Consider the following 25,640-nt stretch of genomic DNA (forward strand, 5'->3'; position numbering starts at 1 on the left):
CTGCGTCGTGCTGCCGTTAACGTAGTACCCGATCCTTCTGTTCGCTACCAGTAAGTAACAACGACCCGGTCGCCCGTGAACCCACCCGTCGGACCCGAGGACCCGCGTATGCGCCCAGTGCTGGACCTGCCCGCAGGCTCCGGCTCCGAAGCCGACACCGTCGTCCCGGAGCAGCCGGACCAGGCCGAGCAGCAGCATCGGCCCGCACTGCGCGAGCGATTCCGCGCGCAGGCACGCAACTGGTGGTCCGTCACCAGGATCACCTTCGCGATCTGCATGCGCTACCGGATCACCGGGTTGGCGGCCGAGGCGGCCTTCTTCGCGCTGCTCTCGCTGCCGCCGCTGGCGATCGGGCTGGCCGGCACGCTGGGCTATCTGAACGGCTGGATCGGCGCGGGGCGGATCAACGAGATCAAGCACCACATCGACGGCGCCGCCAGCACGATGCTGTCCGGACCCGGGGTGCAGAAGCTCGACGGGCTGCTGACGAACCTGACCTCCAACGGGCACCCGGAGCTGATCTCCATCGGGTTCCTGCTGGCGCTGTGGGCCGGGTCGCGCGCCATGAACGTGTACGTCGACACGATCACGATCGCCTACGGGCTGTCGGGCCGCCGCGGCATAGTGCGGACCCGCCTGCTGGCGTTCGGCATGTACATGCTGGGCCTGATCCTGGGCTCGGTGGCGCTCCCGCTGCTGGTGATCGGGCCGGACCTGCTGGTCAGCGCGTTCCCGCCGATCACCGACCTGATCCACGCGGTGTACTGGCCGCTGATGCTCACGGTGCTGGCGGCATTCCTGAACACGCTGTACCACCTGGCCGTGCCGGTGCGCACGCCGTGGTCGCAGGACCTGCCGGGCACCGTCCTGGCGCTACTGCTGTGGCTCGGCGGATCGGCGCTGCTGCGGGACTACGTCTCCAACACCTTCTCGGACACGAACTCGACCAACTCGCTGTACGGAGGACTCGCCGCGGCCGTGGCGATCCTGGTCTGGCTGTACGTCACGGCGCTGGCCGTACTCCTGGGCGCGGCGCTGAACGCGGCCGTGGAACAAGTGTGGCCCTCGCGGCGGTTGTGGCTGGCGAGGCTCGCACTGCGCCAGCGCGTCGCGGCTCAACGGGATGCCACACCCGCAGCTCCGGAAGGGTTTCCTACGGAGGACTGAGCTGGCAGGAAAACCTCACGACAATGAGTCGGAGGCGTACGTACCATGAAGCGATCTTCCGGGATTTCGGTAGATACCGGGACAGGCGATGGACCTGAACCCCCGGTCGATAGGAACCGGACAGAACAGTGAAAGCTGGGACAGCATACGTGTCAACCGCAGCTCCGATGGGCTCACAGCGGCTCCGGGCGCTGGGCTGGACGGAGGGCCACCAGAAGGCCTTCGCGATCCTGCAGGAAGCCGCCGGCGCCGACCTCATACCGGCGTTGGTCACGGAAGCCGGCGAAGGCGGGTGTACGACCGAGACCGGCAACGGCACCCTCAGAGCCACCTACGGCTCCAACCTGCTGCTCTCGATGGCAGCCGACCCCCTCCGACGACCCCTCACCGACGACTGGATCGCCGTCCGCCGCTGGCCGGACGGACGCGCCACCGCGGAGGCCATCCTGAGCCGCCGCGTCACCCTGATGCGCCAGGAACCCTCCCGCTAGCGCCGCGGCTTCACCGCGAGCCCCGGACTCCCGGCGGACTTCCAGGACTTTTCCCCGCGCCATAGCGGACAATCCCTCCCTTATCAGACCGGACTTCCACCGGACTTCAACATTCCGCGACGCCGCCGAAGCCTAAGGTAACTGCTTGCGCTGGGTATGCACTCCGTGACGCAGGGGTCACGGAGCCCGGCGGAAGGCTTTGGGGGCGCTAGAGATGGTGCGGCAGGAAACAGCAAGCGGCACCGACCTGGATCCGGCGCGCGTGCCGGCGCTGATCCGGGAGAGCTTCGCATTGGTCGCCGACGACTCCGACAAGGTCGTCTCCCACTTCTACGCGCTGGTCTTCACCGAATGCCCGGCGGCGCGGGACATGTTCCCGCCGATGATGGAAGCCCAGCGCGACCGCCTGTTCCAGGCCCTGGTGCACATAGTCGGCAACGCCGAGCACCCGGACAACCTGGTCGGGTATCTCAGGGAGTTGGGCCGCGACCACCGCAAGTACGGCGCACAGCCGGAACACTACGACGTGGTCTGGCGGTGCCTCATATCAGCGTTGAAACGCTATGCGGGCACCGCCTGGACCCCCGCTATGGACGCCGCCTGGCTGGCGGCGTACCAGCTCATCGCCGGGACGATGATCGAGGCGGCGGAGGAGGACGCGCAGCAGTCTCCCGCGTGGTGGACCGCGCGGGTGGTCCGGCACGAGCTGCGCGCTCCGGACATCGCCGTACTGACACTGGAGCCGGACGCTCCTTATGCGTTCCGCGCAGGGCAGTACCTGTCGCTGGAGACGCAGCGCTGGCCCAGAGTGTGGCGGCGCTTCTCGATCGCCAACGCGCCCCGGTCCGACAACACTCTGACGTTGCATGTGCGCGCGATCCCCGCGGGCTGGGTGTCGACGGCACTGGTGAACCACACGAGGGTCGGGGACACCGTCCGCTTAGGGCCGCCCTCGGGCACGATGCTGTGCAGCACGACCTCTATGCGGGATTTGCTATGCATCGCCGGCGGCACGGGACTCGCGCCGATCAAGGCGATGGTCGAGGACATGGCGAAGTGGAACACCACCCGGCAGGTGCGGCTGTTCTACGGGGCGCGTCACGACGACGAGCTCTACGATCTGGCGGTCCTCGAACAGCTGGCGTACCGGCGCCGATGGCTGTCGGTGGTCTCGGCGGTGTCGCACGATCCGCGGTACCCCGGGGAGCGCGGGATGCTGCCGGACGTGGTGGCGCGCCATGGGGAGTTCTTCGAGCACTGGGCCGGGCACGACGTGTACGTGTCCGGGTCCGTGCCGATGGTCCGGGCGACGATCGCCCGGCTGCAGGAGCTGAACGTCCCGTTGGCGAGCATCAGGTTCGACGCGTACGGCGGCATGGACGGGCTGTGGCAGCCGGGGGCGGGGCAGGGCGTGCCGGTGCCCCCGCCGGGGCCGGCGGGGCCGGGGACGGCCGTCCCGGAGGCGCCTGACGCCGCCGGCGGGCGGCGGGGCACGCCGACAGCCGGGGCCGCCGGAGCGGCCGGAGCGGCCGGTTCCTGGGCCGCCTCCCGCGGCGGGGGCTGGCGGAACGACAACGGATGGCGGGACGAGGCCGTCGGCCGGGTGCAGACCGCGCAGACTCTCGACGAGTGGCTGGTCTCGCAGGCCAACTAGCACGCCCGCTCAGGCGGCGCCCGCTCAGGCGTCGAAGTCCAGCTCCACGGCCGGGGTGAGGGGGCGGGACTGGCAGGCCAGGACGAAGCCCTCGGCCTTCTCCTCCGGCTCCAGGGCGTAGTCGTGGGCCATCGCGACCTCGCCCTGGACGATCTTCGCGCGGCACGTGCCGCACACGCCGCCGGTGCAGGAGTAGGGGGTGTCGGGACGGGCCTTGAGGACGGCGGCCAGGACCGAGTCGTCGTCCTTGGACATGGCCAGCTCGGTCCGGCGCCCGCCCAGGGTGACGGTGACCTCGACATCGCCCTCGGCCAGCACCTTGGCGGTCTCGGCGTAGGCGGCCGGCGGCGGCGCGTCCTCGGCGTGGAAGAGCTCGAAGTGCACGTGCCCGCGGCCCACGCCGCGCTCGGCCAGCACCTGCTTCGCGGTGTCGACCATCGCCATCGGCCCGCAGAGGTAGTAGTGCGCGTCCGGCCCCGGCGCCGCGGCGGCGAGCAGCTCCGGCAGCCGCTCGGCGTCGATCCGCCCGGTCAGCAGCGGCGCCTCGCGCGGCTCGCGCGAGAGCACGTGCAGCACCATCAGCCGTTCGGCGTAGCGGTCCTTGAGGTCGGCCAGCTCTTCCAGGAACATGACGGAGGCGGCGGTCCGATTGCCGTAGATCAGCGTGAAGCGATCCCCGCGGGCCAACGCGACCTCGGCCATGGCCAGGACCGGCGTCACCCCGCTCCCGGCGACGATGCCGACGTGCTCGGGCCCCTCCTGCAGGACGAACCGCCCGGCCGGCACCAGCACGTCGACGAGGTCCCCGACGCCCAGCTTGCGCGCCGCGACCTCCCCGAACCCGCCCGGCCCGAGCTCCTTGACCGCGATGCTCAGCCGCGCCTCGCCCTCGCCGTACGGCGCGGCGCACAGCGAATAGGCCCGCCGGGCCTCGACCCCGTCGAGCTCCAGCCGCACCGTCACATGCTGCCCCGGCGCGAAGCGGTACGCCTCCCGCTCCCCGGACGGCACGCCGAACACGACACGCACGGCGTCATCAGTGAGCCGGTCCAACCCGACGACAGGAAGCATGGTCACAGCACTCTCACAAGGGACTCGAGAAGGGACTCGATCAAAGGGACTTCATCGCCCCGAAGGGCTCCCCGCACGCCCGGCAGGCGCGCAGGGACTGACACGGCGTGCTGCCGAACGCGCTGAGCTCGCGCGTCTCGGTGCTGCCGCAGCGGGGGCAGCTCCGCACCGCGGGCGCCCGGCCGATGGTCACCGCGACCGGACCGGTGTGCCGGGCCTGACCGGTCGGCGGGGCGATGCCGTGCTCGGCGAGCTTGCGGCGGCCGTCCGCGCTGATCCAGTCGGTGGTCCAGGGGGGCGACATGACCGTGCGGGTACGCACTTCGGCATCCGGCACGCGGGCCCCGACGGCCGCGCGCACGTCCGCGGCGATGGCCTCGGTCGCGGGACAGCCGACGAAGGTCGGGGTGAGGCTGACTTCGACGGCACCGTCGTCGGCCAGCGCCACGCCCCGGACGATGCCCAGGTCGCCGAGGGTCACCACCGGCAGCTCCGGGTCCGGGACCGCGGACGCGGCGGCTTCCAGCTCCGCCAGGTCGAGCGCCACGTGCTCCTCGACCGCCATCGTCACCACCTCCGCCTCGCTCCTGTCGCCGTCTGCTGCTCTGTGCTGCTACCAGCTCGCCCCGGGATACTGCCGGTGCAGCGCCTGCATCTCTCCCAGCAGCAACCCGAACCCCTCGCTGTGCCGCCCCTCGCGCCCGCCGCGCGGCTGCCAGCCGTCGGCCGGCATCGCCAGCGTCGCGGCCTCGACCACGCCGGCCACCGCCGCCTCCCAGGCGGGCCGCAGCGTCCGCGGGTCCACCGCGACACCGCTCTCCGCCAGGGCCGCCACCACCGGGTCCGGCGCGAACAGCTCCGCCGTGTACGGCCACAGCAGCTCCAGCGCCGCCTGCATGCGGCGGTGGCTCTCCTCGGTGCCGTCCCCGAGGCGCAGCGTCCACTGCACCGCGTGGTCCCGGTGGTACGCGACCTCCTTCACCGCCTTCGCGGCGAGCGCGGCCAGCTCCGGGTCCGTGGAGTCGCACAGCGCCGTGTACAGCTCGCTCTGGTACGTCGCGAAGTACAGCTGCCGTGCGATCGTCACTGCGAAGTCCCCGTTGGGCTGCTCCACCAGCAGCACGTTGCGGAACTCCCGCTCCGTGCGCAGGAACGCCAGGTCGTCCTCGGAGCGTCCGGCACCCTCCAGCGAACCGGCGTACGTCAGCAGCGTTCGCGCCTGGCCCAGCAGGTCCAGGGCGAGGTTCGCCAGCGCGACGTCCTCCTCCAGCTCCGGCGAGTGCGAGCACCACTCCGACAGCCGGTGCGACAGGATCAGCGCGTCGTCGCCCAACTGGAGCGCGTACTGCGCGACCAGCGGAGTGGATTCCGCAGTAGTGGATCCCGTAGTGGCGGTCACAGGTTCTTCACACCTTCCGGGATCCGGTAGAACGTCGGATGCCGGTACACCTTGTCCGCGGCCGGGTCGAAGAACGGCTCCTTCTCATCCGGGGAGGACGCGGAGACCGCGGCGGCCGGGACGACCCAGATGGAGACGCCTTCGCCGCGCCGCGTATAGAGATCCCGCGCATTGCGCAGCGCCATCTCCGCGTCCGAGGCGTGCACGCTCCCGACGTGCTGATGCGACAGCCCACGCCGCCCGCGGATGAAGACCTCCCACAGAGGCAGACCGCTACTCATGCCGCCGCCACATCCCTCTCGCCGTCACTGTGCTTGGCCGCGTATGCCAACGCCGCCTGCCGTACCCATTCGCCGTCCTCGTGCGCCTGCACCCGCGTCGCGACGCGCTGCCGGTTGCACGGTCCGTTGCCGGCGAGGATCTCCTGGAACTCCGTCCAGTCGATCACGCCGAAGTCGTGGTGCCCGCGCTCCTCGTTCCACCGCAGGTCCGGGTCCGGGATGGTCAGGCCCAGGGCCTCGGCCTGCGGGACGCTGATGTCGACGAAGCGCTGGCGCAGCTCGTCGTTGGAGTGCCGCTTGATGCGCCAGGCCATGGACTGCGCGGAGTGCGAGGACTCGGCGTCCGGCGGGCCGAACATCATCAGCGACGGCCACCACCAGCGGTCCAGCGCGTCCTGGGCCATCGCGTGCTGCTCGGGCGTGCCGTGCGCGAGGTCGTACAGGAGTTCGAAGCCCTGGCGCTGGTGGAAGGACTCCTCCTTGCAGATGCGCACCATGGCCCGCGCGTAGGGGCCGTAGGAGCAGCGCTGGAGCGGGATCTGGTTGATGATCGCCGCGCCGTCCACCAGCCAGCCGATGGCGCCGATGTCGGCCCAGGTCAGGGTGGGGTAGTTGAAGATCGAGGAGTACTTCTGGCGGCCGTTGTGCAGCGCGTCGAGCAGGTCGGCGCGGTCCACGCCGAGGGTCTCGGCGGCCGCGTAGAGGTAGAGGCCGTGCCCGGCCTCGTCCTGCACCTTCGCCAGCAGGATCGCCTTGCGCCGCAGCGAGGGGGCCCGGGTGATCCAGTTGCCCTCCGGCTGCATCCCGATGATCTCGGAGTGCGCGTGCTGCGCGATCTGGCGCACGAGCGTCTTGCGGTACGCCTCGGGCATCCAGTCCCGCGGCTCGATCCGCTCATCGGCGGCGATCAGCCCGTCGAAGCGCTCCTGCAGCTCCGGGGCGGCTGCCGCCGCTTCCCGCGTCCTGGCCTCGGCCGTCACGGCACCCACCTCTCAACCGACCGAACGTTCGGTTTCCATCGTCCCGCCGAGGTGGGGGCGGTGTCAACAGGCGAGACGGACCGACGGCCGCGCCCGAGCCCGCCATCTGGTACATCAGAGTTCTGTGATATCGGCGATTCGGATGGGAGAACCCATGTCCGTACACCGCACCACCGAGCTCTCCACCTCGCAACCCGGCTTCGCTCCAGGACGGCGCGCCACCCTGGCCGGCCTGGCCGCGCTCGGACTCGGCGCCGCCGTACCGACGCTGACCGCCGCACCGGCGCGCGCCGCCACCGCTGCCGCGACGTCCACCACGTCCGCGGCGTCCTCCGGCCCGGTCCAGCTGACACTGCCCGCACCGACCGGCCCGCACCGGGTCGGGAACGTCTCCCTGCACCTGATCGACCGTTCGCGCCGCGATCCGTGGGTGCCCACGCATCCGTTCCGCGAGCTGATGATCGGCATCTGGTACCCGGCCCGCGACGTCGACGGCCACGCGCTGATGCCCTGGCTGCCGGCCAACGCGTGGGCCCTGTATCTCCAGGACAGCGCGATCCCGCCAGGCATCCTGGCCGTCCCCTGGACGCACGGCCACGACGGCGCGCGCGCCGACCTCCGGGGCGGACCGCGTCCGGTGCTGCTGTTCTCCCCGGGCTCCGGCGGGGACCGCGACGCCTGCACCACGCTCACCGAGGAGCTGGTCAGCCACGGCTATGTGGTCGTCACCATCGACCACACGCACGACAGCTCGGAGGTGGAGTTCCCCGACGGCCACGTCGAACCGCGCACGATCCCGGCGGACGAGACCCCGCAGATCGCCACCGAAGCGGTCTCCGTGCGCGCCGCCGACACCGGATTCGTCCTGGACCAGCTGCGCGCGATCGCCGCCGGCCGCAACCCGGACGTGGAGCACCGCCCGCTGCCGCACGGCCTGGCCGAAGTCCTCGACCTGTCCCGGATCGGGATGTTCGGGCACTCCATGGGCGGCGCCACCACCGCGTGGGCGATGCTCGACGACCGCCGGATCCGCGCCGGGATCAACCTCGACGGCTCCCTGTACGGCCCGGTGCTCGGCGCGGGGCTGGACCGGCCGTTCCTGTTCATGTGCTCGCAGCTGCACGACTTCACCGACGACCCCAGCTGGGTGCAGACGTGGTCGCACCTGCGCGGCTGGCACAAGCTCCTCCGGCTCGCCGACGCCGCGCACAACTCCTACACCGACCTGCAGTCCCTGGTGCCCGAGGCCGCCGCCGCGGTCGGCTTCCCGCCGAGCCAGGTGGAGCTGCTGATCGGCACGATCGACCCGGCCCGCTCGGTGCTGGCCGCGCGGACCTACGTGCGCGCGTACTTCGACCGCTTCATCCGGGGGCACGACGAGCACCTGCTCGACCGGCCTTCGCCGGCCTTCCCCGAGGTCGAGTTCTTGGCTTGACTCGCGCGAGCGGCGCCGGTCAAACCGGCGCCGCTCTGGAGACCCCCGCTGCCGCGGCTGGTTAGTCCACCCGCGTCAGCACCCGCGGGCCCTCCTCCGTGACGGCGATCGTGTGCTCCGAGTGGGAGCCGCGCGAGCCGTCCTGGAAGCGCAGCGTCCAGCCGTCGGGGTCGGTGTAGATCTCGCTGGAGGTGGCCGACCACCACGGCTCCAACGCCAGCGTCAGCCCCGGGCGCAGCACCAGGCCGCGGCCGGCACGGCCGGCGTTGGCCACGTGCGGGTCCTCGTGCATGGTGTGGCCCAGGCCGTGGCCGCCGAACTGCATGTTGACCGGGTAGCCGTACTCGGTCGCGACCGCGTGGATGGCCGCGCTGATGTCGCCGAGCTTGTTGCCCGGCTGCGCGGCGGCGATGGCGGCCTCCAGGGCGACGCCGGTGGACTCGACCAGGCGGGCGTCCTCCGGGCTCGCGGTGCCGACGACCACCGTGCGGGCCGCGTCGGCGACCCAGCCGTCGATCGACACCGCGAAGTCCAGGGTCAGGACATCGCCGTCGCGCAGCGTGTACTTGTGCGGCAGGCCGTGCAGGACCGCGTCGTTCACGGACAGGCAGATGACGTTGCGGAACGGGCCGCGGCCGAAGGACGGCGCGTAGTCCCAGTAGCACGACACCGCGCCGCGCTCCTTGATCCGCCGCCGGGCGCGCTGCTCCAGGTCCATCAGGTTCACGCCGGGCTTGGCCAGCTCCGCGAGCTCGGCCAGGGTCTCGCCCACGAACCGGCCGGTGACCGCCATCTTGTCGATCTCCTGCGGCGTCTTCAGTTCGATCACCGGGTCTTCTCCGTCCGTTCCGATTCCTCGTCCAGCATCTGTCCCGGCGTGCCCTGCGCGCGCCAGATCTGCTCGCCCTCGTCGTCGAGCTCGCCGGTCGGCGCCAGGCCGATCCGCTCGGCCACCCGCGCCGAGGCCGCGTGCGCGGGGTGGATGTTCGCGCGGATCTCCGTCACGCCGCGCTCCCGCAGCCACCCGACCAGCGCCGACGCCGCCTCGACGGCGTATCCGCGGCCCTGCCACGACGCGCTGATCACCCACGCCACGTCGGCGCGTCGGCCGCCGTCCACGACCGTCGCCTGCACGGTGCCGACCGCGGCGTCGTCCGCCACGCGGCGGGCGATCCAGTTCACCCATTCTTGCGAACCGTCTGGCGAACGCCCTAATGCCAGCCGCGCATAGCGGGCCCGCAGACCCTCGACCGTCGGCGGTTCTCCTCCGATGAACGTATAGAGCTCAGGGGCAGCAAGCACCCCCGCCATCTCGTCGGCGTCGGACTCCGCTAAGGGTTTCAGCACCAGGCGCGCTGTAGTGATCGGCTCTCTAAACACCCTTGCATGCTATGTGCGGCGTCTTGTGGCACCGCATCGGCGCCGCTCCCGGGGTTTGTAATAAATCCGAGCCCCCGGCCCCGCGGACGGACCGCACCAGCACACAACAGGTAAACACTGATACCCGCAAACGCCTGGCATCCCCCATTAAGTTGCCGCCGTTACCATATCGTTACCCACCTGTGACGAGGCGAGTTGACACGCCCCGCGTCCCGAGAGGATCCTTTGTTTCCGTTAGGACACCTCGTTCGGTGAGGCGTCTTCACGGACAAAGGCCACTGATCCCATCGGTCGAGAGACCCTCCGGATCAGGACAGATCTCCTCGGCTTAAGGGGTGATCCCAAGTGGCTGCGCAGCTGACGCTACGCCGTGAAGTGCCGAAGCTCTGACGAGAGAGGTGGCCGGGACTTCGTCTTGGCGTTGCCGTGGAATGGCGGCCGACGCGGACCCTCCCGGGTGAGCCTCCCCGAGGTGTCGAGTAGGACCGGTCCGCCGCGAAGCGCGGATCCGGGCAGACACAGGCGCCGCGGCGCCACGGCGGGCCGGGAGGTGGTAGCGATGAAATCCGGTAGTAGGTCGGGCCACAGTCGGCCCCTCATCGCGCACGACCCAGCCCACCGTCCTTTCCTCGGCGCGCGTTAACCGCACCAGACCTCTGCCACCACCCGGCCGTACCGGGGCCCGACCAGGCCCCACCGCTGCCGGCGGGGTAGACGCGTGCCACCCGACCAGCCGCTCCTACTCGGCAGCAGGGGGTGTTCCCATGACCACGGCCACGCTGAACAGCGAAGTCCGCGAGATCCACCACGGCGCGGTGCTCGACGACGCACACGTCGGCGACATCAAAGGCGCGTTCGGCACCATCAAGCTCGGCGACCACGACGCGCGCACCGGTCTGTCGGCCAAGCTCAAGACCCTGCTGGCGATCGTCGGCCCGGGGCTGATCGTGATGGTCGGCGACAACGACGCCGGCGCCTTCGCGACCTACGGGCAGGCCGGGCACGACTACGGCACCAAGCTGCTGTGGACGCTGCTGCTCCTGGTCCCGGTCCTGTACGTGAACCAGGAGATGGTGCTGCGCCTGGGTGCCGTCACCGGCGTCGGGCACGCCCGGCTCATCTTCGAGCGCTTCGGGAAGTTCTGGGGCGCGTTCAGCGTCATCGACCTCTTCATCCTCAATGCCCTGACACTCGTCACCGAGTTCATCGGCATCACGCTGGCGACCGGCTACCTCGGACTGCCCAAGGTGCCGTCGGTCATCATGGCCGCGCTGGTCATCGTGGCGGCCGCGATGAGCGGGTCGTTCCAGCGCTTCGAGCGGATCGCGCTGACGCTGTGCGTGGGGTCGCTGCTGCTGATCCCGATCTCGATCATGGCGCACCCGGGCGCCGGCACCATGGCGCACGGCTTCGTCACCCCGGTCCTGCCCGGCGGCTCGGGCCAGATGGCCACCGTGATGCTGGTCGTGATCGGCATCGTCGGCACCACGGTCGCGCCCTGGCAGCTGTTCTTCCAGCAGAGCTACGTCATCGACAAGCGCATCACCCCGCGCTTCATGAAGTACGAGAAGGCCGACCTGGGCATCGGCATCGTGGTGGTCGTGGTCGGCGCGGCGGCGACGATCGGCCTGGGCGCGGTGGCCGCCGCGCACCTGGCCGGGTCCTTCACCGACGCCGCCGACGTGGCGCGCGGCCTGACCGTCTACGGCGGCCGGGTGCTGGGCGACATGTTCGCGGTGGCCCTGCTGGACGCCTCGATCATCGGCGCCTTCGCGGTCTCGCTGTCCACCGCCTACGCGATGGGCGACTGCCTGAAGATCAACCACTCCCTGCACCGCGGGGTGAAGCAGGCCAAGGGCTTCTACGCCGTCTACGCCGGGATCATCGCCTTCGCCGCGGTGATCGTGCTGGTCGCCAGCGACCACGTGCAGGGCGTGCTGACCGTCGGGGTGCAGGCCCTGGCCGGCGTGCTGCTGCCCTCGGCCTCGGTGTACCTGCTGCTGCTGTGCGTGGACAAGGAAGTCCTCGGGCCCTGGGTCAACAGCCGCAAGACCACCGTGTTCACCGGTGCCGTGATCGCGGTCCTGGTGGCGCTGTCGCTGGTGCTGACCGGCTCGGTGCTGGACCAGAACATCACCGCCGGGCAGATCGAGGCGATCCTGGCCGGCTGCCTGCTGGTCGCGCTGGCCCTCGGCGGCTGGATGGCCGTCAAGGCCCTGCGGGCCGGCCGGGCGGCCGAGGCCGTCGACCGCTCTGGGCGCGACGACTGGCGGACGCCGCCGCTGAAGGAACTCGGGCAGGTGCGGTTCTCGACCGGGACGCGCGTCGGGCTGGCCGTCCTGCGGACCTACCTGGCCGTGGCCACGGTGCTGGTGGCGGTCAAGCTGGTCTCGATGATGCTCGGGCACTGAGACGACGATCAGCGACGAAGGGCCGCGCGGCGAACGCCCGGCCCTTCGTCGTTCCAGCAGACTGGAGCTACCGCCGCTCCATGTAGGCCTCTTCGAGGTCCAACTGGTGCAGCACCCGCCGGTACACGTCGTCGTTGATCTCCCGCGTGTCCCGCAGGTGCTCGATCGCCGCACGCTCGGCGTCCAGCATCGAGCGCCGCGCGTCGTCGACCGCCGCCGCGCCGGCGCTCGGGCTGCCGGAGGCCACCTGCATCGCGTACTTCTTCGCCCGCTCGCCGCGCCACTGCGCCTGGCCGCGCATCCGGTCCACGGCCGGATCGGGCAGCGTGGCCTCCAACTCGTCCAGGCGCGCCAGGCCCGCGTTGGCGGCGGTTCCCATCGCGCTGCAGTAGGCGAACGCGTCCTCGCGCTCCTCGTCCTTCGCCTCGACGCCGAGCCGGCGGATCAGCGGCGGCAGGGTCAGGCCCTGGACGATGAGGGTCGCCAGCACCACGAACAGTGTCAGGAACTGGACGAGTTCGCGGTCCGGCAGCGGTGCGCCGTGGTTGTCGGTCAGCGGGATGGCCGCCGCGGCTGCCAGCGAGACCACGCCGCGCATCCCGGCCCAGCCGACCACGAGCAGGATCCTCGGCCGCTGCGTCTGGGCCGGCGGTGGCTCGAGCGCTCCGCCGCGGCGCATGTGGTGCAGCAGGAAACGGCCGATGTAGCCGAACGTGAAGACCCCGCCGAACCGCGCCACCACGACGATCGCGAAGGCCGCCAGTCCGTAGCCGATCAGCTGTCCGGCGCTCCAGTGGCCGACGTCCCGCAGGATCGGGATCAGCTGCAGGCCGATCAGCGCGAAGACCGTGGACTCCAGGATCTCCACGATCACGTCCCACAGCGCGGTGTCCAGCATGCGCGTGGCGTAGCCGGCCCGGACCCGGCGATGGCCGAGGTAGAGCCCGAGGATGACGACGCCCATCACGCCGGACACGTGCACCGCCTCGGCGGTGATGTAGACGACGAACGGCAGTATCAGCGAGATGGCGCTCTCGGCGCGCGGATCGCGCATCCGGAACCGGATCGGGTCCCAGACCATCGCCACCACCGCGCCGATCACGATGCCGCCGGCCGCCGACAGCACGAACCGGCCGATCGCGTCGAAGACGGTGACGGTCTCCCCCACCGCGGCGGCCAGCGCGATCCGGAACGCGGTCAGCGCGGTGGCGTCGTTGAACAGCCCCTCGCCGACCAGCACGTCGACGGTCCGGCGCGGCAGTCCGAGGCGTTTGGCGATGGAGATCGCCGCGACCGTGTCCGGCGGTCCGAGCACCGCGCCCAGAACAAAAGCCACCGGCAGCGGCAGATCCGGGATCAGCCAATGCATCGCGAAACCGGTCAGGATCGTGGTGACCAGCACCATCGCCACCGACAGGATCAGCACCGCCGACCAGTTCTCGCGCAGCGAGGGCACCGAGGTCTCCACCGCCGCCTGGTACAGCAGCGGCGGCAGCAGGATCATCAGCACGAACTCGGGCTCGAGGGTGTAGTCGGGGATGAACGGCGCGATGGAAACGAGCAGCCCGACAGCCACCAGCACCAGCGGGCCGTTGAGGTCGAACCGCCGGGCGATCGCGGACACCACGACGGAAAAGAACGGGACGCCCAAAAGGAACAGAAGGTGTTGCGCCGTCATGACACCTGATCATCCCATGACAGACGGGTCGAACTGCGTGGCCGGGCACGGATCACCCCCGCGCCGGGCGCCACACCTCCTGCGGGAACGTCTCGGCGAGCGTCACCAGCATATTGAGACTGGTCTGCACCCAGTGCGGCTTAACGGTCCCCTTGCCCCAGGTCAGAAGCCTGTCTCTCTCGATGCGCCAGCAGAAGTCCGGCCAGGAGGCGATCAGCCGCAGCACCTTGGGGTCCAGCAGATCGGCGGCGAACTCGGGGCTCGCGGTGGTGACCAGATACCGCTGGTCGAAGGCCGGATCGCCACGGACGAACTGCGGCGCGCCGGACAGCAGGCCGGGGCCGCCGATCTGGTTCTTCCGCCCCGTACGCGGCACGACTTCCAGGGCGGGCAGCGGCGCCGGAAGGTCGTCGACGCAGGCGGCCCAGTAGTGGTGCGTGTCGTCGCCGTCGCTGCCGGGGGTCTTGTACTCGTAGTCGATCACGAGGATGGCGCGGCCGTTGTGGTGGCCGCGCAACACTATGCGCGCGACGCGGCCGTGCCCCTCGGTGAACGGCGGGCCGCCGAAGCTCTCCGGCAGCTGACGGTCGTTCTTGACCAGGTCCCAGCGGTTGACGGCGGCCATCGCGAACAGCGCCCGCCGGCGCCGGACGTTGGCGACGATCCCGGCGACGGCGAGGGCCACCAGGAAACCCACGAAGATCAGAACAGGCACGGCCACAGGGCCATGCCTACCATCGCGGCGCGGGTGCCGTCACCGTCCCCCCGGCGCCGCGCCTGCTTGGTACTCAGTGCTCAATGCCCAGTGCTCAGTGCTCAGGCCCAGTGCTCAGCGGGTGCCGTTGCAGTAGTACGCGGTCCCGTTGAAGTACTGGTTGTCCCAGAAGTACAGGTCCGCCCACGTCTGCGGGCCGGCGTCGCCGTCCACGGCCAGCTTCGGATACGGCGGGGTGCCGCCGGGCGAGTGCACCGTCGGGGAGTTGTTGCAGCCCTGGAAGGCGGTCAGCGCCGACTGCGTGTCCGAGCCCCAGGAGCCGTCGATCGCCAGCGGCTTGATGCCCAGCTCGGACTTCTTGAGCAGGCACTGGAGCTGCTTGACCGCGTTGGTGTTGGTCGTGCCCTGCTTGATGTCCGGCATCTGCGAGGCCGGCAGGTCCAGGTACGTGCAGTCGCTGGAGGGCTTGGCGGCCGTGGTGGTCGTCTTCGGCGGCGGCGGCGCGGTGGTCACCGGCGTGATCGGCTTGGGCGCGCTGGTGGCCGGGTTCGACGGCGCCGGGGCGCCGGAGTGCGAGGTCGCCGGGCTGCCGGGGTGCGTGGAGGTGCCGCCGCCGGAGGCCGAGGTCGAACCGCCGCCGTTCGTGGACTGACCCTGCTGGCCGCCGGTGGTGGCGCCGCCGGTCGAGGTCGAGGCCGGGTTGCCCGGCATGGCGTCGCCCTGGGCGCCGTTGGTCGAACCGGCCGCGATGTCATCGCCGTCGGGCTTGCCGTTGCCGTTCGCGACGACCCCGGAGCCGTTGCCGGCGTTGCTGCCGGACTCGGAGGCGCCGGCGCCGGCCAGCGAGGCGGCGTCGGGCTTCTTGTGGGGCGATCCGCCGCTCATGAAGGCGACCGCGCCGCCGATGCCGACCACGGCCACCACGGCCAGGGCCGAGGCGATGAGGGTCCTGCGCCGGCGGAGGTCGCCGGGGCCCTGGTCGCCGGGACCGAAACCGCCGGGTCCCTCGGGACCGCCGCCGTTGAGCGGCATCCCGTAGGGCGACATCATCGGCGGCGGGGCCGGGCTGCCGGGCGGGGCCATCGGCGGCGGCGCAGGCTGCCCGGGGTCCTGCGGCGACGACGACTGGTGCGGCGACATATAAGGCGGCTGCGCGGCGCCGGACGGTGACTGGGGCGTCCCCCATGGTGTGTTGTTGTCGGGCGAGCTCATGGTCGGTCATCGTATCTTCGCCCGCACCGGGACCGGTCCCCGCCCCGGCAAAGCGCGGGTAAAACAACCCTCGCGGCACGCCGACTGGCCACGAACCTCGACAAACGTGTTGTGGCCGGGCACCGCCGGGCGGGATCATCGAGGGCATGACGCTGCCCCGCCAGCGCCCTCAGGGGCCTGCCACGCGCCCGGCTCCCGACCCCGACGGACACCCGCCGGCCTCGGCATCCGACAGGCGCACCGAGACCGACACCGCAAGCGACCCCTCGAGCGACCCCTCGAGCGATCCCGGAGACCGGCTGCCGTTCCGGGTCACCATCGACGACTCCGACACCCCGTACGACGTGGTGGACGCGCTGCTGCTGACCCCGTTCACCACCGGCGTGCAGCCGCACGCCCGGCACGCCCGCCTGGACGCGCTGCGCGAGGACGCGACCCTGGTCCCGGCCGAGGGCCGGGTCCTGCGCTCGGTCGTGGAGGACAAGCGGGAGTCCTGCCTGACCGCCGGCGCGGGCTGGACGGCGCGCTCGGTGCGCTGGTCCAGCGGCGGCGGCGAGGTCACCGTGGTCGCCGAGACCCCGGAGCTGGCGGCCAAGATCCTGGAGCAGGCCACCGACGGCGTGGCCGCCGAGGAGGAGCCGGAGGAGGAGAAGGTCTCCGTCGGCTTCTGGTACGCGGCCCCGCAGCGCGGCCCGTATCGCACGGTCCGCACCATCACGGCCGAGCCGTGGGAGGCCGTCCGCAACAACTACGCGGCCTCGGCCGCAACCGCCATGGACAAGCTGATGGCGGTCCGCCGCACCGAGGCCGCCGGCCGCATGATCCTGCTGCACGGCGCCCCCGGCACCGGCAAGACCACCGCGCTGCGCACCCTGGCCCGCGAGTGGCGCGACTGGTGCCAGGTCGACTACGTCCTGGACCCCGACGCCCTGTTCTCCTCCCCCGGCTACCTCATGGAAGTCGCGATGGGCGTGGAGTACCACGGCCACGGCGACGACGAGGAGAACCGCCGCCGCTGGCGCCTGCTGCTGCTGGAGGACTGCGACGAGCTGATCCGCGGCGAGGCCAAGGCCACCAGCGGCCAGGCCCTGTCCCGGCTGCTGAACCTCACCGACGGCCTGCTCGGCCAGGGCCGCGACGTCCTGGTCGCGATCACCACCAACGAGAACCTGGCCAGCCTGCACCCGGCGGTCATAAGGCCCGGGCGCTGCCTGGCGCAGATCGAGGTCGGCCCGCTCCCCCGCGCCGAGGCCCTGGCCTGGCTGGACCGCGAGGGCGCCGACCCGTCGCGGGTCGCGGCCGCGCGCCTCGGGCGCGGCGCCGCGGGCTCCGGCGGCCCGATCGGCGGGGTGACGCTGGCCGAGCTGATCGCGGCCCGGGACGGGAACGAGCCGGTCGCCTCGGCGGGCGACGACAGCGGGACGGGGCTGTATCTGTAGGTAGGTCTGTGGGGGGGTGGCGGCGGCCTTAGTTCCCGGCTGACTGGAAGGGGAACGTGCGCCCCACGAACACCTGGCCGTTGTAGCCGTAGTGCTGCTCCAGCAGGGGAACGACCGTGCCCGGATCCGAGGCGAAGATGGTGATCGTGCCGTTCGACTGGAGCGAGGTGGCGAACACCACGCCCTGGTTCTTCCAGTAGTCGGTGTCCTGCTCCAGCCGGTGGCCCAGGAACCACTGTTCGGAGGCGTCCAGAACCGTGTCCTGGAACACCACCTTGAACGGCGCGGCGGCGCTAATCGCGGCAGCCGCCAGCGACGAGTCGGTGTAGGGCTTGCGGTACACGACGATCGGGCTCGCGTCATAGACGGACGCGGCGTCGAACCCGCCGTTGGTGTAGTCCTGGCCGGTCAAGCCGACTCCCATGAAGGAGTTCTGGTGGCTGGACTGCAGCGCGTTCTGAACGCGGTCGACAGCCTTCTCCTTCGGTGCGTTCCACCAACTGGGGTCCGTCACCGGGGTGGCTGACCGAGACAGTGTCGCCGGCGGTGGCATCAGCGGTGTCGGCGGCGGCGTGAGGGGCGCCCCCGTCGAGGCCGAAGGCGAAGACGTCGCCGTGGGGGCCGAAGGGGCCGCGGTCGTGGACGCGGCGTAGGCACCCGGAGCGATCCTGGCGTCGGCGACCCCTGATACGTGACCGCCTCCCCACCCGGCCAGCGGCACGACGGCCAGCGCCGCGACGGCGATCACCGCCACCGCGCCGGCGCCGGCCAGCGCCCTCGCCACGGCCCGGCGCCGTGCGGCGCCGGCCATCGCGCGGTCGCCGAGCGCCGGCGTGACGGAGAAGTCGGGTATGGCCGCCATGAGGAGTTCGCGGACCCGTTCGTCGAGGCCGTCGAAGTCCTCGAGGTCGTCGAGGTCCTCGAGGTCCTCGATCTCGCCCCGCCCGTCTCTTGCGCCCGCGACACCGCGGCCGCCGTCCAAGCGCTCGTCGAAGCCGCCTTCGTGCGTCATACCGAGACCTCCTGGGCTCGCTGGGTTCGGGTGAGCCGGGTGCGCAGGGCGGCGAGCGCCTTCGAGCTCTGGCTCTTCACGGTCCCCGTGCTGCATCCCAACTGCGCCGCCGTCTCGGCCTCGGACATGTCGAGGTAGTAGCGCAGCAGCACGACCGCGCGCTGCCGCGGCGGCAGCGCGCGCAGCGCGGCGCCGAGCACCGAGCGGTCGTCCACGGCGTCGAAGGCCGATCCCCCGAGTCCCCACGCGCCGTCGCGCGGCGGCTCCCAGCCCGGCGCGTGCCCCGAGGGCACCTCGCCGTGCCACTTGCGCCGCCACCACGAGGTCGCGGTGGTGATCATCGTCCTGCGCAGGTAGGGCTCCAGCGCGCCGTCGCAGGCCAGCCGCTCCCAGCGCGGCAGCACCTTCACCAGCGCGGTCTGCAGCAGGTCCTCGGCCAGGTGCACGTCACCGGTCAGGACCCAGGCGGCGCGCAGGAGAGGAGCCTGGCGCGCCGCCAGGAACTCCCTGAAACCTTCCGGTTCTCGCACCTTGTTCCCCCGTCGCCGCCAGGCCAGGACGACGCCCGAGCGGGCGCCCTCCCTCCTGACGCGACGGGGGGCCGATGAGGTTGCCGCGGACTTTCAGGGTTCGTGCCGGACGAAGTTCGGCCGGACGTCCGCCTCGTCGTAGTACCGGTGGAACACCGCCGTGGCACCGCCGGACAGCGGCGGCACGATCCACGACCACTCCGCCGGACACACCCTTCCGGCGCGCTCCTCCTTGGCCACGTGTTTCAGGAACCTGTGCGCCTCGGTGTGGTGGTCGGCGATGGTGACGCCGGCCTGTTCGTAGGAGTGCAGGACCGCGACGTTCAGCTCGACCAGGGCCTGGTCGCGCCACAGCGTGCGGTCGGTCGTGGTGTCCAGGCCGAGGTTCGCCGCGATCGTCGGGAGCAGGTCGTAGCGGTCGGCGTCGGCGAGGTTCCGGGAGCCGATCTCGGTGCCCATGTACCAGCCGTTGAACGGCGCGCAGGGATAGTGCAGGCCGCCGACCTCCAGGCACATGTCGCTGATCACCGGGACCGCGTGCCAGCGCAGGGCCAGGTCGGCGAACCAGGGGTGCCGGGGGTGGGACAGCGGGACTTCCAGGACGCAGTCCTGCGGCAGCACATGGACATAGGGCCGGTATCCGGGGGCCTCGATGACCAGCGGGAGGACGTCGAAGGCCGTGCCGTGGCCGTACCAGCCGAGGGTGCGCACGGTGTCGGTCAGCGCGATGTTGCGCGGATCGCCCACCACCCCGCCGTCCTCGACCCGGTATCCGGCGTAGCGGACGAACTGTTCGTTGTGGATGCGCGGGCCGGGAAGCCCGGGGCGATCCGGGGCGAAGACGGTGATGGTCGGGCGGATCCGGCCTTCGTTCGTGGCCTCGCGCAGATGCCTGACACACTCCGCCGCGATCCGCACCGGCCGGTCGGTCCGGCGGTGGTCGCGCAGTTTCAGCGACTGCCAATACAGGCGGCCGATGCAGCGGGAGGAGTTGCGCCAGGCGACGCGGGCGCCGTATTCGAGTTCGGCGAAGGTGTGGTCGTAGCTGCCGTCGGCGGCGATCGCGGCGGCCACGGCGCGGCGGCGGCCGGGCAGTTCGGCGGTGCGGCCGAGCTCGGTGTAGCACTGGTGCAGGAAGCGATCCGCTTCCTCGGAGAGTTCTTCGACACTGGACAGGCTGGCGCGACTGGATAATCGTTCGGCGGGGCGCTTCTGGCGTATCGCGTGACGGAACACGGGAATCCCCTACGCTCGACGGGCGAATGCAGAGCGTCATCGTATGTCTACAACTGGTGTTCGTACTACCGATTGTGAGGATCCCGTCCCGATGTGCACTTACCAGACCTTCAAGCTGGCCGTGGCCGGCAGCGCCAAGGGCACCCCGAACTGGATCCGCGTCACCGAGGCCAGCGTCTACTACGACCATCCGGTGCACGCCACCGACGAGCACACGCTGAACATCGACCTGCGCAATCCCGAGCGCGGGCCGTCTGCGCGCATCGCCGTGGAGCTGACCGCGCAGGCGGCCTACGACCTGGCGCAAGCCATTCTCACGGCGTTGGAGAGCGTGCCGGAGGGGATGCTCCCGCCAGGACTACTCATCGGCACATCGCGGGTCTAACGTCGTAGACATGGCCACCGACGACGCACAGACCGATACCGGGAGTGTCTACGACTATGTCGTCGTCGGAGCCGGCTCAGCCGGATCCGCGGTGGCCGCGCGCCTGTCGGAGGACCCGGGCTGCCGGGTGGCGCTGCTGGAGGCGGGACCGGCGGACCGCAACCCGCTGATCCACATCCCGGCCGCGTTCTCCGAGCTCTTCGAGAGCAAGGTCGACTGGGCCTACCGCACCGTCAACCAGCCCAAGCTCGGCGGGCGCCGGATCTACTGGCCGCGCGGCCGGATGCTCGGCGGGTCCTCGTCGATCAACGCCATGATGTGGGTGCCCGGCCACCCGGCGGACTACGAGGAGTGGGCCGCGGCCGCGGGCCCGGCCTGGGGCCCGGACGAGTTCGGGGCCGCGCTGCGCCGCGTCGAGGCCTTCACCGCCGCCCCGGACGGCGCCGAGCACGGCGCGACGGGCCCGGTGCGCGTCGAGGACCTGCGCTCGCCGCATCCGCTGACGGCCCGCTTCCTGGAGGCGTGCGCGGCCTTGGGCGTCCCGGGCACGCAGACCGCCGTGACCCAGCACGAGGGCCGCCGCTGGTCGGCCGCCGACGCCTACCTCAAGCCCGCGCGCTCGCGCCCCAACCTGGTCGTGCACACCGGCGCGCTGGCCACCCGGGTGCTGTTCCACGACCGCCGCGCGACCGGCGTGCGCTACCTGGACGGCCGCCGCATCGCCTCGGTGGCGGCCCGCCGGGAGGTGATCCTGTGCGGCGGCACGGTGAACACCCCGCAGTTGCTGATGCTCTCCGGCGTCGGCCCCGCCGACCACCTGAAGCGGCGCGGCGTCAAGATCGTGGCCGACCTCCCGGAGGTCGGCCGCAACCTTCGCGACCACCTGGCCGCCGGCATAGTGGTAAAGGCGAAGAACACCAAGACCCTGATCAGCGGCCGCACCCCGGCCGGCTTCGCGCGCTACCTGGCCAAGCACGAGGGTCTGCTGTCGTCGAACGTCGGCGAGGCGTACCTGTACACCACCAGCGCCGAGGACCTGGACCTGCCGGACATCGAGGTGGTCTTCGCCCCGGTGGCCTTCCTCGACGAGGGTCTCACCCGCCCGAAGGAACACGGCTTCACGATCAGCGCGGTCCTGCAGAAACCCGCCTCGCACGGCACGATCACCCTGTCCACCCTGGATCCCACCGCCGCCCCCACCATCGACCCGGCCTATCTGACCGACCCGGAGGGTCTGGACTACGCGACGCTGACCCGCGGCGTCGCCCTCTGCGAGAAGATCGCGGCCGCGCCGCAACTGGCGCGCTACAACGACGGCTACATGCTGCTGCCCGACCTGTCCGGCGAGGAACTGTACGAGGCCTCGATCCGCCGCTACGCCCAGACGCTGTACCACCCGGTCGGCACCTGCCGCATGGGCTCCGACCCCGACTCGGTGGTGGACCCGGAACTGCGGGTCCGCGGCACCGAGGGGCTGCGGGTGGCCGACGCCTCGGTGATGCCGGCGATCATCCGGGGTCACACGAACGCGCCGGCGATCGTGATCGGGGAGAAGGCCGCGGAGTTGGTGAAGGACGCGGAGCGGACGGCGCGGAGGGGGTGACGGCCGTCCCGACCTGCGACGGTCGGGGCCGGAACCGTCCTCGGGTGGCGGCCTCAACCGACCTGCCCGAGGCTGGGACGTGGGCCGCGGCGGCGCGTGACCGCCGGGCGGGCGCGGCCCGAGTGTCAGGAGCTCGCGACATGGCCGGTTTCGACATCACCGCGCTGCTGAACCAGCTCATGGGCAAGCAGCAGCAACAGCAGGCGCAGCCTACGCAGCAGGGCCAGACAGGTGAGCAGGCCCCGGTGCCGGCGAACGCCATGGGCGCGGCGCCCAGCGGCGGCGGGGCCGGCGGGCTCGGGAACCTGCTCAGCAGCGGCATGATCCAGAAGCTCGCGCCGATGATCGGCGGACTGCTCGCCGGCGGTGGTCTGTCGAAGCTCATGGAGGGCCTCAAGGGGGCCGGGGCCGGTTCGCAGGCGAGGTCGTGGGTCAGCGCCGACCAGCCGAACCAGCCGGTCAGCGGGGAGCAGATCACGCAGGCGCTCGGGCCGGAGCAGATCTCGCAGGTCGCCAACACCCTCGGCATGACCAACGAGCAGGCCGCGCAGACCATGGCGACCGCGCTTCCCCAGGTCGTCGACGCGATGACGCCCGAAGGCCACCTGCCGGAGGGTGCCGTGGCCGGCGCTTCCGGCGCCGCGGGCCCGGCCTCGTCACCAGCCCAGAACACGCAGGCCCAGAACCGCCCGGAGGCCGGTGGGACCTCTGGCGGAATGCCGCAAGGGGGTTGATCGGCCCCGGTGGGTGATCGCTACCATGCAGGCATGCGCGACATCGCAGTGTTCAGCGGAAGCGCCCATCCGACCCTGGCCGCGGAGATCTGCGCGCACCTGGAGACGCCGCTGAGCCCGGTGCGGGTCAGCCGCTTCGCCAACGACTGCCTGGAGGTCCAGCTCCAGGCCAACTGCCGCGAGCGTGACGTGTTCCTGGTCCAGCCGCTGGTCGCGCCGGTCCAGGAACACCTCGTCGAGCTGCTGCTCATGTGCGACGCGGCGCGCGGCGCCTCGGCGGCCAGGATCACCGCCGTGGTGCCGCACTATTCGTACGCGCGCAGCGACAAGAAGGACGCCCCGCGGATCTCGATAGGCGGCCGGCTGGTGGCCGACCTGATGGTGGCCGCCGGCGCCGACCGGGTGCTGGCGATGACGCTGCACTCCCCGCAGGTGCACGGCTTCTTCTCGGTCCCGGTCGACCACCTCAACGCGTTGCGCGAGCTGGCCAAGCACTTCCGCGGCTCGGACCTGTCCAACACCACCGTGGTCTCCCCCGACCTGGGCAACGCCAAGGAGGCCGCGGCCTTCGCGCGCCTGCTCGGCGTCCCGGTCGCGGCCGGCGCCAAGCAGCGCTTCGCCGGCGATACCGTGGCGATCAGCTCGGTGATCGGCGACGTGGGCGGACGCGACGTGATCGTGCTCGACGACGAGATCGCCAAGGGCAGCACCGTCATGGAGCTGCTGGAGCGCCTGCGCGAACTCGGCGCCCGCGGCGTGCGCGTGGCGTGCACGCACGGCCTGTTCGCCGCCGGCGCCCTCAAGCGCCTGTCGGACCAGCCGGAGGTCGAGGAGATCGTGTGCACCAACACGGTCCCGATCCCGCCGACCGAGCTGACCGACTCCGGCAAGCTCACCGTGCTCTCCATCGCCCCGGCGCTGGCCGAGGCGATGCGGCGGATCCACAACGGCGAGTCGGTGAGCGCCCTGTTCGAAGGGCTCTGATTCATTCATAGAGCCCTGAGGAAGCCGGACCCGCGCTTCAGCCCGGGCGTTCCTCGGCCGGGGTGCTCCTCAGCCCAGGTGCTCCTGGTAGAACTCGAAGATCCGGTCCCAGGCGTCCATCGCCGCCTCCGGCCGGTAGGCGACCCGGTTCACGTTGAAGAACGCGTGCCCGGCCCCCTCGTAGGTCTTGAAGTCGTACGTCTTCCCGAGCTTGTCCAGCGCCGCCGCCAGACGCTCTGTCTCCTCCGGCGAGGGATGCGTGTCGTCGGCGCCGAAGTTGCCGAGCAGCGGGCACGACAGGTCCGGCAGCCGGTCCCCGACCGAGGTGGCGCGCAGGCCGACCGAGGCCGGGCTGTCCGACATCACGAACGCGCCGTAGTTGTCGACCGCCGCCTGCAGGTCCAGGCCGCACGCCGCGAGCAGGGCCTGACGGCCGCCCGAGCAGTACCCGATGACACCGACCTTGCCGTTGGCCGTGTCCAGCGCCCGCAGGTACTCCGCCGCCGTGCCGATGTCGGCGATCAGCCGCTCGTCCGGGACGCCGCCGTCGGCGCGGACCGCGGCCGCCGCGTCCTCGTGCGAGATGCCCGGGCCGCCCTCGCGGCTGTACAGGTTCGGGACGACCGCGTTGTAGCCGTGGACGGCGAAGGTGCGCGCGAACTCGCGCGTGGCCTCGTCATAGCCCGGCAGGTGGTGGATCAGCACCACGCCGCCGCGCGGCCCGCCGTCCTGCGGCACCGCCAGGTAGGCCTCGATCTCGGCACCGTCGGACGCGGGGTAGTGGACGGTCCCGGCCTGGATGGCATTGGTCATCGCGATCTGCATGCCGGACATGCTGCCACGCTCACCTCGGGGACAGGACGTAGGCGCGGACCGAAACCGTTGCCGCACCGCCCGATCGGACCTCCTCGGCCCGCTCGTGCCAGGCGTTCGGGCCCATGCCGATGAGACGCGACACCTCATCGGCGGACAGGGACAGCACCGTCTTGCAAGGATGCTCCGACTCGACCTCGAACCGGTCCGCGAACTGCTCGCGCAACCGCTGCGGCTTGCGGTCGTCGACGGCCATCAGACCGTACTCGGCGATCAGCTCCCTGAGATGGTCCGGCTCGGGCACGACGACAATCGCCCGGCCGCTGGGGCGCAGCACACGCCGCATCTCGCGCGGATTGCGCGGCGCGAAGACGTTGAGGAGCACCGAGGCGGCACGGCCGCGGACCGGAAGCCCGGCCCACGCGTCGGCGACGACGGCCCCGATGCGGGGATGGGCCTTGGCAGCCAACCGCGCGGCGTGCTTGGAGACGTCCAGCGCGATGCCGGGCCGATCGACCCGGTCCAGGACGCGCGCCAGGTAGTAACCGGTGCCCGCGCCGAGGTCGAGCACGCAGCTGTCGTCGTCAGCCGCACCGTCGGCGGCGTCGGCAGCCAGATCGGCGATCAGATCCGCGATCCCGTCATAGTGCCCCGCCCCGAGGAACGCGGCGCGCTCGGCCACCATCTCCGCGGTGTCGGCGGTACCCGGCACCCCGCCCCCGGCCAGCAGCGAGACGTAGCCGGGCCGCGCCACGTCGAAAGCGTGCCCTTCCTCACACAACAACCGCACGCCCGAAGACTCCTCGACGATCAAGGCGGTGGCACAATGCGGGCAGGACAACCAGTCGACGATGTCGGAGATCACTCTAGAATTCTGCCAGCGGCGCGTAGCGCCTCCTTAACGGGCGGCGGTGGGCGACGGGTGGGCGTGACGTAATCGCGGCCTGGAAAGGGAACAAGCGGAGGCGCCCTCCTCGTTGATACACTTTAACGCGATACAACGCGTCTTCGGGCCGCAGCCGAGAGGGAT

Annotated in this window: 25 protein-coding genes and 1 riboswitch; of the genes, 10 read left to right on the plus strand and 15 right to left on the minus strand. The window is 71.3% G+C overall.

Annotated elements, in window-relative coordinates:
• Positions 1-108: 108 nt before the first annotated feature.
• The 3 genes from ABH926_RS20325 (at position 109) to ABH926_RS20335 (ending at position 3,312) form a co-directional block, all read left to right on the plus strand.
• Positions 109-1,167 (plus strand): YihY/virulence factor BrkB family protein, encoded by a 1,059-nt coding sequence (locus ABH926_RS20325; RefSeq protein ID WP_370367254.1) that lies wholly within the window; start codon positions 109-111, stop codon positions 1,165-1,167.
• A gap of 149 nt (positions 1,168-1,316) precedes the next feature.
• Positions 1,317-1,658, plus strand: a complete 342-nt coding sequence (locus ABH926_RS20330) for a hypothetical protein (protein ID WP_370367255.1) — start codon at positions 1,317-1,319, stop codon at positions 1,656-1,658.
• Between the two features lie 214 nt (positions 1,659-1,872).
• Positions 1,873-3,312, plus strand: coding sequence for a globin domain-containing protein (locus ABH926_RS20335; RefSeq protein WP_370367256.1), 1,440 nt, complete (start codon positions 1,873-1,875; stop codon positions 3,310-3,312).
• 24 nt (positions 3,313-3,336) lie between these two features.
• Here ABH926_RS20335 and ABH926_RS20340 read toward each other — a convergent pair whose 3' ends face one another.
• From ABH926_RS20340 to paaA, 5 genes are read right to left on the minus strand one after another with little or no spacing between them, the layout of a single operon-like run.
• The gene (locus ABH926_RS20340; RefSeq protein WP_370367398.1) at positions 3,337-4,383 is read right to left on the minus strand and encodes a 2Fe-2S iron-sulfur cluster-binding protein; all 1,047 of its coding nucleotides are present in this window, start codon (positions 4,381-4,383) and stop codon (positions 3,337-3,339) included.
• 40 nt (positions 4,384-4,423) lie between these two features.
• The gene (gene paaD / locus ABH926_RS20345; protein ID WP_370367399.1) at positions 4,424-4,948 is read right to left on the minus strand and encodes a 1,2-phenylacetyl-CoA epoxidase subunit PaaD; all 525 of its coding nucleotides are present in this window, start codon (positions 4,946-4,948) and stop codon (positions 4,424-4,426) included.
• A 48-nt stretch (positions 4,949-4,996) separates the two neighbouring features.
• Positions 4,997-5,782, minus strand: a complete 786-nt coding sequence (paaC, locus tag ABH926_RS20350; protein WP_370367257.1) for a 1,2-phenylacetyl-CoA epoxidase subunit PaaC — start codon at positions 5,780-5,782, stop codon at positions 4,997-4,999.
• Complete coding sequence (paaB, locus tag ABH926_RS20355; RefSeq protein WP_370340586.1) at positions 5,779-6,063, minus strand: 1,2-phenylacetyl-CoA epoxidase subunit PaaB; 285 nt, start codon at positions 6,061-6,063, stop codon at positions 5,779-5,781. The genes paaC and paaB overlap by 4 nt, the downstream gene beginning before the upstream one ends.
• Positions 6,060-7,043 carry a 1,2-phenylacetyl-CoA epoxidase subunit PaaA gene (gene paaA / locus ABH926_RS20360; protein WP_370367258.1) on the minus strand — a complete coding sequence of 328 codons (984 nt, stop codon included), beginning with the start codon at positions 7,041-7,043 and terminating at the stop codon, positions 6,060-6,062. The genes paaB and paaA overlap by 4 nt, the downstream gene beginning before the upstream one ends.
• Before the next feature lie 154 nt (positions 7,044-7,197).
• Between paaA and ABH926_RS20365 the strand changes: the two genes are divergently transcribed.
• Positions 7,198-8,478: an alpha/beta hydrolase family protein gene (locus ABH926_RS20365; RefSeq protein WP_370367259.1), complete on the plus strand. Its 1,281-nt coding sequence runs from the start codon at positions 7,198-7,200 to the stop codon at positions 8,476-8,478.
• A gap of 61 nt (positions 8,479-8,539) precedes the next feature.
• Here ABH926_RS20365 and map read toward each other — a convergent pair whose 3' ends face one another.
• On the minus strand, positions 8,540-9,307 hold the full coding sequence (gene map, locus ABH926_RS20370) for a type I methionyl aminopeptidase (RefSeq protein ID WP_370367260.1): 768 nt from the start codon (positions 9,305-9,307) through the stop codon (positions 8,540-8,542).
• Positions 9,304-9,825: a GNAT family N-acetyltransferase gene (locus ABH926_RS20375; RefSeq protein WP_370367261.1), complete on the minus strand. Its 522-nt coding sequence runs from the start codon at positions 9,823-9,825 to the stop codon at positions 9,304-9,306. The genes map and ABH926_RS20375 overlap by 4 nt, the downstream gene beginning before the upstream one ends.
• Positions 9,826-10,094: 269 nt before the next feature.
• A riboswitch (M-box (ykoK) riboswitch) is annotated at positions 10,095-10,263 on the plus strand.
• Between the two features lie 359 nt (positions 10,264-10,622).
• Here ABH926_RS20375 and ABH926_RS20380 point away from each other — a divergent pair.
• Positions 10,623-12,269, plus strand: coding sequence for an NRAMP family divalent metal transporter (locus ABH926_RS20380; RefSeq protein WP_370367262.1), 1,647 nt, complete (start codon positions 10,623-10,625; stop codon positions 12,267-12,269).
• Positions 12,270-12,336: 67 nt separating this feature from the next.
• Here the strand turns inward: ABH926_RS20380 and ABH926_RS20385 are convergent, their stop codons facing one another.
• The 3 genes from ABH926_RS20385 to ABH926_RS20395 all read right to left on the minus strand — a co-directional run bounded on the left by ABH926_RS20385 (position 12,337) and on the right by ABH926_RS20395 (position 15,874).
• Positions 12,337-13,947 (minus strand): Na+/H+ antiporter, encoded by a 1,611-nt coding sequence (locus ABH926_RS20385; protein WP_370367263.1) that lies wholly within the window; start codon positions 13,945-13,947, stop codon positions 12,337-12,339.
• A 52-nt stretch (positions 13,948-13,999) separates the two neighbouring features.
• Positions 14,000-14,668: a hypothetical protein gene (locus ABH926_RS20390; protein ID WP_370367264.1), complete on the minus strand. Its 669-nt coding sequence runs from the start codon at positions 14,666-14,668 to the stop codon at positions 14,000-14,002.
• A 108-nt stretch (positions 14,669-14,776) separates the two neighbouring features.
• Positions 14,777-15,874, minus strand: coding sequence for a peptidoglycan-binding protein (locus ABH926_RS20395; RefSeq protein WP_370367265.1), 1,098 nt, complete (start codon positions 15,872-15,874; stop codon positions 14,777-14,779).
• Positions 15,875-16,020: 146 nt separating this feature from the next.
• Between ABH926_RS20395 and ABH926_RS20400 the strand changes: the two genes are divergently transcribed.
• Positions 16,021-17,313, plus strand: a complete 1,293-nt coding sequence (locus tag ABH926_RS20400; RefSeq protein WP_370367266.1) for a DUF5925 domain-containing protein — start codon at positions 16,021-16,023, stop codon at positions 17,311-17,313.
• Positions 17,314-17,341: 28 nt separating this feature from the next.
• Here ABH926_RS20400 and ABH926_RS20405 read toward each other — a convergent pair whose 3' ends face one another.
• From ABH926_RS20405 to ABH926_RS20415, 3 genes are all read right to left on the minus strand, one after another.
• The gene (locus ABH926_RS20405) at positions 17,342-18,325 is read right to left on the minus strand and encodes a hypothetical protein (RefSeq protein WP_370367267.1); all 984 of its coding nucleotides are present in this window, start codon (positions 18,323-18,325) and stop codon (positions 17,342-17,344) included.
• Complete coding sequence (locus ABH926_RS20410) at positions 18,322-18,855, minus strand: SigE family RNA polymerase sigma factor (protein ID WP_370367268.1); 534 nt, start codon at positions 18,853-18,855, stop codon at positions 18,322-18,324. The genes ABH926_RS20405 and ABH926_RS20410 overlap by 4 nt, the downstream gene beginning before the upstream one ends.
• Before the next feature lie 93 nt (positions 18,856-18,948).
• Complete coding sequence (locus ABH926_RS20415; RefSeq protein ID WP_370367400.1) at positions 18,949-20,031, minus strand: nitric oxide synthase oxygenase; 1,083 nt, start codon at positions 20,029-20,031, stop codon at positions 18,949-18,951.
• A 151-nt stretch (positions 20,032-20,182) separates the two neighbouring features.
• Here ABH926_RS20415 and ABH926_RS20420 point away from each other — a divergent pair, with 151 nt between their 5' ends.
• The 4 genes from ABH926_RS20420 (at position 20,183) to ABH926_RS20435 (ending at position 23,797) form a co-directional block, all read left to right on the plus strand.
• Positions 20,183-20,476 (plus strand): DUF6295 family protein, encoded by a 294-nt coding sequence (locus ABH926_RS20420; protein ID WP_370367269.1) that lies wholly within the window; start codon positions 20,183-20,185, stop codon positions 20,474-20,476.
• A gap of 10 nt (positions 20,477-20,486) precedes the next feature.
• Positions 20,487-22,079, plus strand: a complete 1,593-nt coding sequence (locus tag ABH926_RS20425) for a GMC family oxidoreductase (RefSeq protein WP_370367270.1) — start codon at positions 20,487-20,489, stop codon at positions 22,077-22,079.
• Between the two features lie 140 nt (positions 22,080-22,219).
• Positions 22,220-22,813, plus strand: a complete 594-nt coding sequence (locus tag ABH926_RS20430) for a YidB family protein (RefSeq protein ID WP_370367271.1) — start codon at positions 22,220-22,222, stop codon at positions 22,811-22,813.
• Positions 22,814-22,846: 33 nt separating this feature from the next.
• On the plus strand, positions 22,847-23,797 hold the full coding sequence (locus ABH926_RS20435; RefSeq protein WP_370367272.1) for a ribose-phosphate diphosphokinase: 951 nt from the start codon (positions 22,847-22,849) through the stop codon (positions 23,795-23,797).
• Positions 23,798-23,866: 69 nt separating this feature from the next.
• On the opposite strand, the gene ABH926_RS20440 is transcribed toward ABH926_RS20435, so the two are convergent.
• Both ABH926_RS20440 and ABH926_RS20445 read right to left on the minus strand, forming a co-directional pair.
• A complete protein-coding gene (locus ABH926_RS20440; protein WP_370367273.1) occupies positions 23,867-24,631 on the minus strand; it encodes a dienelactone hydrolase family protein in 765 nt (254 codons plus the stop codon).
• Positions 24,632-24,641: 10 nt separating this feature from the next.
• Positions 24,642-25,475, minus strand: a complete 834-nt coding sequence (locus ABH926_RS20445) for a putative RNA methyltransferase (protein ID WP_370367274.1) — start codon at positions 25,473-25,475, stop codon at positions 24,642-24,644.
• Between the last annotated feature and the right edge of the window lie 165 nt (positions 25,476-25,640).

The sequence above is a fragment of the Catenulispora sp. GP43 genome, assembly GCF_041260665.1.
Taxonomy (GTDB): domain Bacteria; phylum Actinomycetota; class Actinomycetes; order Streptomycetales; family Catenulisporaceae; genus Catenulispora.

Excerpts from the sequence above, each read along its gene's own strand:
- ABH926_RS20325 (WP_370367254.1), top strand. The coding sequence starts at position 109 with ATGCGCCCAGTGCTGGACCTGCCCGCAGGCTCCGGCTCCGAAGCCGAC.
- ABH926_RS20435 (WP_370367272.1), top strand. The coding sequence starts at position 22,847 with ATGCGCGACATCGCAGTGTTCAGCGGAAGCGCCCATCCGACCCTGGCC.
- ABH926_RS20365 (WP_370367259.1), top strand. The coding sequence starts at position 7,198 with ATGTCCGTACACCGCACCACCGAGCTCTCCACCTCGCAACCCGGCTTC.
- ABH926_RS20335 (WP_370367256.1), top strand. The coding sequence starts at position 1,873 with ATGGTGCGGCAGGAAACAGCAAGCGGCACCGACCTGGATCCGGCGCGC.
- ABH926_RS20430 (WP_370367271.1), top strand. The coding sequence starts at position 22,220 with ATGGCCGGTTTCGACATCACCGCGCTGCTGAACCAGCTCATGGGCAAG.
- paaB (WP_370340586.1), bottom strand. The coding sequence starts at position 6,063 with ATGAGTAGCGGTCTGCCTCTGTGGGAGGTCTTCATCCGCGGGCGGCGT.
- ABH926_RS20425 (WP_370367270.1), top strand. The coding sequence starts at position 20,487 with ATGGCCACCGACGACGCACAGACCGATACCGGGAGTGTCTACGACTAT.
- ABH926_RS20400 (WP_370367266.1), top strand. The coding sequence starts at position 16,021 with ATGACGCTGCCCCGCCAGCGCCCTCAGGGGCCTGCCACGCGCCCGGCT.
- ABH926_RS20420 (WP_370367269.1), top strand. The coding sequence starts at position 20,183 with ATGTGCACTTACCAGACCTTCAAGCTGGCCGTGGCCGGCAGCGCCAAG.
- ABH926_RS20385 (WP_370367263.1), bottom strand. The coding sequence starts at position 13,947 with ATGACGGCGCAACACCTTCTGTTCCTTTTGGGCGTCCCGTTCTTTTCC.
- ABH926_RS20405 (WP_370367267.1), bottom strand. The coding sequence starts at position 18,325 with ATGACGCACGAAGGCGGCTTCGACGAGCGCTTGGACGGCGGCCGCGGT.
- paaD (WP_370367399.1), bottom strand. The coding sequence starts at position 4,948 with ATGGCGGTCGAGGAGCACGTGGCGCTCGACCTGGCGGAGCTGGAAGCC.
- ABH926_RS20395 (WP_370367265.1), bottom strand. The coding sequence starts at position 15,874 with ATGAGCTCGCCCGACAACAACACACCATGGGGGACGCCCCAGTCACCG.
- ABH926_RS20440 (WP_370367273.1), bottom strand. The coding sequence starts at position 24,631 with ATGTCCGGCATGCAGATCGCGATGACCAATGCCATCCAGGCCGGGACC.
- ABH926_RS20380 (WP_370367262.1), top strand. The coding sequence starts at position 10,623 with ATGACCACGGCCACGCTGAACAGCGAAGTCCGCGAGATCCACCACGGC.
- ABH926_RS20340 (WP_370367398.1), bottom strand. The coding sequence starts at position 4,383 with ATGCTTCCTGTCGTCGGGTTGGACCGGCTCACTGATGACGCCGTGCGT.